The sequence below is a fragment of the Brachyspira sp. genome (assembly GCF_050873525.1).
In the GTDB taxonomy this organism is placed as follows: Bacteria; Spirochaetota; Brachyspiria; order Brachyspirales; family Brachyspiraceae; genus Brachyspira.
Genome location: NZ_JBNMIZ010000170.1, coordinates 1 through 5751, shown reverse-complemented (window position 1 = coordinate 5751; position 5751 = coordinate 1). Strand labels below are relative to the sequence as shown.

The 5751-nt window shown below is 31.8% G+C and carries 4 protein-coding genes and 1 tRNA gene; 1 reads left to right on the top strand and 4 read right to left on the bottom strand.

Annotated features, from left to right (window positions below; all coding sequences use genetic code 11):
- Positions 1 to 94 precede the first annotated feature (94 nt).
- The 4 genes from ACR0QS_RS10255 to ACR0QS_RS10240 all read right to left on the bottom strand — a co-directional run bounded on the left by ACR0QS_RS10255 (position 95) and on the right by ACR0QS_RS10240 (position 5245).
- On the bottom strand, positions 95 to 2401 hold the full coding sequence (locus tag ACR0QS_RS10255; protein WP_432633351.1) for a tetratricopeptide repeat protein: 2307 nt from the start codon (positions 2399 to 2401) through the stop codon (positions 95 to 97).
- Positions 2402 to 2437: 36 nt separating this feature from the next.
- A complete protein-coding gene (locus ACR0QS_RS10250) occupies positions 2438 to 2860 on the bottom strand; it encodes a hypothetical protein (RefSeq protein WP_432633350.1) in 423 nt (140 codons plus the stop codon).
- A gap of 156 nt (positions 2861 to 3016) precedes the next feature.
- On the bottom strand, positions 3017 to 4681 hold the full coding sequence (locus ACR0QS_RS10245; protein ID WP_432633349.1) for a carbon starvation CstA family protein: 1665 nt from the start codon (positions 4679 to 4681) through the stop codon (positions 3017 to 3019).
- A 39-nt stretch (positions 4682 to 4720) separates the two neighbouring features.
- Positions 4721 to 5245 carry a hypothetical protein gene (locus ACR0QS_RS10240; protein ID WP_432633348.1) on the bottom strand — a complete coding sequence of 175 codons (525 nt, stop codon included), beginning with the start codon at positions 5243 to 5245 and terminating at the stop codon, positions 4721 to 4723.
- Positions 5246 to 5488: 243 nt separating this feature from the next.
- On the opposite strand from ACR0QS_RS10240, the gene ACR0QS_RS10235 reads away from it, so the two are divergent.
- A tRNA-Thr gene (locus tag ACR0QS_RS10235) sits at positions 5489 to 5561 on the top strand.
- The last annotated feature ends 190 nt before the right edge of the window (positions 5562 to 5751 follow it).

Below are 5751 nucleotides of genomic sequence, written 5' to 3'. Positions count from 1 at the left end.
ATCTAAAAATATAAATGAAGTATTGTATAATGTTATAGATAAAATAGCAATTATAAAATTATAGAAAATATTATTAATTAACAATTATTAAAAATTATTCGTAAGTAGAATTATCTTCAAAATCATTTAAACTCTCTTCTTCATTTTCATTAAAACTTTCTTCAGTATCAACTTCGGAATTTTCATCAGCCAAATTCTCATCGGTAGAATTTTCATTTTCAGCGCCGATAAGATTATTCACATCTTCCGCTTTTATGCTTAAATCCATTCGTCTTATTACCATTTTTGCCGTTTTCAAATCCACTCTGTTTCCAGCGGAATCGTGCAAAGCTATTTCGCTGTCTCCGTTTACATACTGTTTCATTTCAATAATATAGCCTTCAAAATCAACCGCTCTCAATGTTTTATTTTTTCCATCGTTTTCTATATCGATTATCGTTCCGTCCGATTTGGTTTCGTTTATCACGCTTTTTCCGTCTATATAATTTTTATGAACGGAATATCCTCCGCCGCTAAAAATATTAACCGCTTCAGTATTTCCATAAATATCTTTAGTAATAGTCGAAGTCGAACCGTCCGCATTAACCGTTTCCGTGACGCTGCTCGAATCTGCATTTACCGTTTCTTTTATATAACTCGAATCTTTATTTACAGTCGTTGTTTCTTTTGAGCCGTCCGCTTTTATTATTCTTGTTATCAAACTTCCGTTAGGCATTTTTATTTCGCTTACGGTGTCTTCCGATACTGTATCGGTTATTACCGTTCCGTCAACTTTTTTTGTTATCACGGTAAAAGAACCGTCATCGTTATAAGTTTTCGTTATCACGCTTCCATCGTCCGCTTTAATATTATAAGAAAAAGTTCCTTCTCCAGTATTTTGCGAATTTCTTTCCTCCACTCTGCCATCGGGATAAACTATTTTCAAAGCGCTTATTCCTTCGCTGTCGACTATCGTAGTTCCTATGCTTCCGTCAATATAATTTGCAACTATTTTATAACTTCCGTCAGGATTGTCGGTTTTGACAATTAAAGAACCGTCTGGCTTTTTTATTTCGGTAATAATATTATCGCCTTCAGATTTTCTATTTATAAAAGAACCATCCGCGTATAAAATATATTCAAAAATATCTCCGCCCGCAGTTTTTATATTTATTGATTTTGAATTGTCGGCAAAATAACTTTCCGTTTTTTTATCGCCGTTTTCAAATATAGTTTCTATTTCTCGTTTTCCATAATCATATAAAGTGTCGGAAATCTCATAATCGTTGGAATACATTTTTGTTTTTTCAATTTTTCCTTTTTCGTAAACTATTCTAACTCCGTTATCAAATAAAATTTCTTTTGTATAATCAAAATTAGGATAAATATTTTCCGTTGTTATACTTCCGTCATTATTTTCGCTTATTCTATAATTATTTGTGAAAGGAATAAATTTAATAGAATTATCGTTAGTTCTAATCAAAGAAATCACTTTATCCAAAGAATCTTTTTGATAATAATCGTCTCCGACATTTTTTAAAAATATTTCGTATGATATCGCAGCGTTAGTCAAATCGCCCAAAGCCAAATAAGTATGCCCCATATTGAGATAAGCGCTGTAATATAAAGCGGAAGTGTTATAAGAATTAAACGAAACTATTATATTTGTGAAAACCATATTTGTTCCGTCCAAAGTAAAATCGGTAATTGTCGTAATATTTGTAGTGTCGCCTATAATTGACAAATAAAAATTATCGTTATCTTCAAATGATGCCGTTTTATTTGTAAAAGAATATTCGTTTGTATATGTATTGGTAATAATAATATTTGTAAATAAAGGCAATTTTGTAAAAGAATTATAAATAGAATTTTTTTCATTAGTAAAATTATTAAAATCTTCGTTTATATTTTCTTCCAAATTTTGATTAGAATTTAAATCCGAATTTCCAATAAAAATCGTATTTGTAACCACATTTTGCGAAATCGTATAATCGGTTAAAATCTCTTCGTTTATATTTGCCGAATAAAGAGAATGCAATCTTTCCGCCGAACGATTATACCAAATCAAAGCCTCGTTATAATTTTTTAATTGATAATAAGAGTTGGCAATATTATTACAGTAAGAATAAGAATCGTTTATATCGAAAGCGAGTTTATAATATTCTATAGCGTTTTGATACTGTTTATCTTGAAAATAGCAAGCGCCGATATAATAATAAAGCATGTCGTTTGTCGAAAGCGGTCTTTTTTTCAAATATAAAAGAAAAGCCTCTCGAGATAAATTATATTTTTTTTGAAAGAATAATTTTTCGGCGTTAAAAAATTCTCTGTCTAAATTCACATTTCCCGTTGGAGCGGAATTTTGAGCAAATAATAAATTAAAAAAATTGAATATAATAAAAACTAAAATAATTTTCTTCATAACAAAATCCTAATAGTATTTAAAAATTTAAAACTCTTAATTTTTTATATAGTCAAAATAATTATTAAAGAGAGAAAACAAAATATACTCGCTGTATCCTCTCACTTTTTTTTCTTTATCCAAAACATCGTTTAAGAATTCAAAAGTTTTATCGTTTGGATTTTCTATATAATATATTTTTTCTTTATTTAGTAAATTAGGATTTTTTTTAAGCGCCCTTATAAGCGAAATTTCTTTCAATTTATTTTTTTTATCCTCACGGCTGTTATAATAAGAAAATAGCCTTTTTGACAAATCCTCGAATATAATTTTATTATAAGTTATCGCCCTTCTGACATCCGTATCAATTTCTATATCTCTATTATTTAGCTCTCCGTTGAATAAAGCTATAGAAACCGCCGCTTTTATATCGAGAATAGTCGCTTTTTCTTCCTTTATTTTGAATTTTTTACTCTGCATAAATTAAATATACGCCTTTAAATATAGTTATATAATATATCGACAATACTAATATTTTGATTAGACATTTTGATTGGAATAAAAAAGCCCCGCCCATAAATATATGAACGAGGCATTATTTTTCGATTAGTTTTTGGCTTTTTATTTAAACTCCAATTATTTATTTCCCGCAGTTTCGTTAGGACTTGAAACCGAATCTTTTAAGCCTCTCGCCCATTGTCCAGTAATAAATAATTCTACAACCGCTAATATTATCATTATAGCCGCTATAACCGCCAATACATAGCCGTCAAAAGTCTTTTTAGCCATATTTGTATAAACGACTAAACCTAAAGCGGAAAGCGTAACGGCAAACATAAACACTAAAGGAATAATAGTTTCCCAAGATGTTCTTTTTTGTCGATTCTTTATCCAAGCGGCAACGGCAAGCAATGATAATCCCGCCAATAATTGATTTGCGCTTCCGAAAATCGGCCATATTCTTGCATAACCGTAGAAAGTAAAGCCTAATGATACCGCAACCGTTATTGCCGTAGCTATATAAGGATTCGTTAAGAATGTTTTATGAACTCTTCCGTCAGCCGAAGTATATTCTCCTAATTCTTGCACCAAATATCTTCCGATACGAGTAGCACTGTCTAATGAAGTCAATGCAAATGAAGCGAAAGCCAATGTAACGAAAGTTCTTCCTATTCCCATAGGAATTCCGAAAGAATTCATGAATGTTGCAACTCCAACCGCGAATCTTTGAGCTGGCGAACCCGTTGCATTATCTGCAACTGCGGCAACGCTCATTAAAGCTATTATTGCAACAACGCCTTCTATAAGCATAGCGCCGTATCCTACCAATTTTGCGTCTTTTTCGCTATTAAGCTGTTTGGCGCTCGTTCCCGAACTTACCAAAGCATGGAATCCCGAAATCGCACCGCAGGCAACGGTAATAAACAGTATTGGGAAAAGATAATTTCCAGCGCTTGGATTAATGCTCGTAAACATAGCCGTTTGCATAGAAGGACGACCTACAATTAATCCAACAAGTCCGCCTATAACCATAGCGTAAAGCAGGAATGAAGATAAATAATCTCTCGGCTGTAATAATATCCAAACTGGCATTAATGAAGCGGCTATAATATAAATCGTAAGTATTATTTGCCAAGTTCCTTTATTTAATTGCAAGAACGGATATTTATCCGAAACCCATATTACTATGGCAAGTAAAACAACGCCTATTATAGTGGATACAAGAACTCCCGCGCCTTTTCTGTAAACCATGAAACCGAATAATAGAGCAAGAACGATAAAGAGCATAGAAGCCGTTCCAGCTGCCGCACTTATTTGAGGGTCTCCGTCATTTACGCCGAAAGTTCCCGCCGTAATATCGAGGAATGCGGCTACAACCAAACAAATTGTAATGAAGGCATAAAGAGTAAACATTATTTTACCTTTTTGTCCGACATTATGCCTTATAACTTCGCCTATTGATTTACCTTCATGTCGCAAAGACGCGAGCAATGAACCGTAATCATGAACTCCGCCGAAGAATATGCATCCGAATACTATCCAGAGATAAACGGGAAGCCATCCGAACATCGTAGCGATAATAGGACCGGTAATAGGACCCGCGCCCGCTATCGAAGAAAAGTGGTGTCCCAAAACGACTTTAGCGTCTGTCGGAACATAATCTTTTCCGTCCGTTAGAGTATGAGCGGGAGTTTTCTTTCCCGGGTCAATACCCCACTTCTTCGCCAAAAACGAACCGTAGCCTATATAGGCGATAAAAAAGGCTACTATGCCAATTAGTAAAAGTATGAAAGCATTCATGTTTCATCCTCCCTTGTTAAAATAAGATTATATAATCCACTAAAAATCGGAAAGCAGAACTTTTAATTCTTTTTTCCTCATTTTAGGTAGATACAAATTTTTATCTTTCATAGAGACTAAAGCGTATTGAGTTTCGGACCAGCCATGAAACAATAATTTATAACTAACTCTATAAAAGAATTTTTTAACTCTCTTTTCCCATTCGGGCTTTAAAGAGTTTTCCGTAATAATTATTCCCGTTATAATGCTTCGTTTATGAAATTTATTCGGATTAGAAAGTATCGGAGTAAGTCTTACAAGCATTTCCTCAAATTTTTGCAATTCTTCATCCTCGCATTCTTTAATATAACGAACCAAAACATGCTCGAATACCGAATAGCCTTCGTAAACTGTCGAACGGGCTATAAAAGATTTGAAAAAATTATTTTGATGAAAAGCGTATAAATCAAAATATTCGTTTTCTTTTTCTATTTGATATTCCAAATCGAAATGTCTCATCAATTTTTCGGAGATTGAATAAATATACTTTTTTACGCTTTCGTTTTCAATATTAAGTCTTGCCATATTTCTCTCTCAATACAATATAGTATATAAAAAAAATTTTATTTGTCAAGTCGATAAAGTTTATTATTTGAAAAAAATTCTTAATTAAATAAATATAAATACAAATTATGAAAATTACTTTATAACTTCAAATAAACTTTTCGGAATATATTTTAAGTAAAATAGATAAATAAAAATCGTTGACAAATATTTTATAAATGTTATAATTAATTTAAATTTAAACTCCTCAAATGATTAAATAACGCCAACCTAGCTCAGTTGGTAGAGCAACGCATTCGTAATGCGTGGGTCGTGGGTTCGACTCCCATGGTTGGCTTATTTAATTACTTAAAAATAAAAAAATAGTCCAAAAATAACAATAAAAATTTGTAATTGCGATACTTTAGCCTCGTTCGTAATGACGGACTTTTTAATACTTTGAAAAATTTTATTTGTAATATAATAACTATTTTTTATATAAAAAATATTTTAAAAATTATCGTATTCTAATTGATTTTTTTGTATTT

What these genes read in the sequence shown, in the direction of transcription:
- ACR0QS_RS10250 (WP_432633350.1), bottom strand. Translation starts at nt 2,860, where the DNA reads ATGCAGAGTAAAAAATTCAAAATAAAGGAAGAAAAAGCGACTATTCTC.
- ACR0QS_RS10255 (WP_432633351.1), bottom strand. Translation starts at nt 2,401, where the DNA reads ATGAAGAAAATTATTTTAGTTTTTATTATATTCAATTTTTTTAATTTA.
- ACR0QS_RS10240 (WP_432633348.1), bottom strand. Translation starts at nt 5,245, where the DNA reads ATGGCAAGACTTAATATTGAAAACGAAAGCGTAAAAAAGTATATTTAT.
- ACR0QS_RS10245 (WP_432633349.1), bottom strand. Translation starts at nt 4,681, where the DNA reads ATGAATGCTTTCATACTTTTACTAATTGGCATAGTAGCCTTTTTTATC.